2 pseudogenes are annotated in these 555 nt (G+C 48.5%); both read right to left on the bottom strand.

The features are described from left to right. A pseudogene (locus R7E78_RS29405) lies at window positions 1–446 on the bottom strand (ABC transporter permease); the annotation flags it as partial. Next, a pseudogene (locus R7E78_RS29400) lies at window positions 443–555 on the bottom strand (alkaline phosphatase family protein); the annotation flags it as partial. The pseudogenes R7E78_RS29400 and R7E78_RS29405, both read right to left, overlap by 4 nt.

The raw sequence follows: 555 nt of genomic DNA, 5'->3' as shown, positions 1-555 counted from the left end.
TGCTTTAGCAACAACGTAATTGCCCCGTTTGTGCCTAAGATGATGATGACGGCAAACGACAGAGGTACGCCTGCAAAGTTGCTGCTCATGTTGGTGAAGGCAATCACGGCGTCTCTTAGCTTACTGTCTACTCGGCGTAAGGAAGAAACCAACAGCGTCGCAATGGCGTGCCCGAAAATGCTCGACCAAACGGACAGCCATAAACTGTTTCCGAATGCTTGCAGCATGAACGCAGAATCGAGTACTTCGATGTAGTTATCGAAAGCGAACTCTCCATCGTAGATAAAGCTGTTTAACAGCACCCACATCATGGGCGCGAGTTGGAATAGGTAGAAAAAAAGCACAAAGGGAACCAGCCAGATTGCGGGTTTGATGCGCTTGAGCCAAACGCTCGTCGTTGGTTTCGCCGTGCGGCTCGCGCTTGGTGATAAAACAGAACTGCTCATAGTGCTAACAACGCTTGCGTGTAAGGTTTATCGTGGTCAAGGTTTAACAACTGACAAACCGTGCCACAAATCTCGGTTTGTTTAACGTGACACTCTTGATGTGTGAACT

It is taken from the genome of Vibrio sp. YT-19(2023) (genome assembly GCF_033337395.1).
The sequence above is the reverse complement of the archived record's forward strand: the minus strand, read 5'-3'. Positions and strand labels throughout refer to the sequence as shown.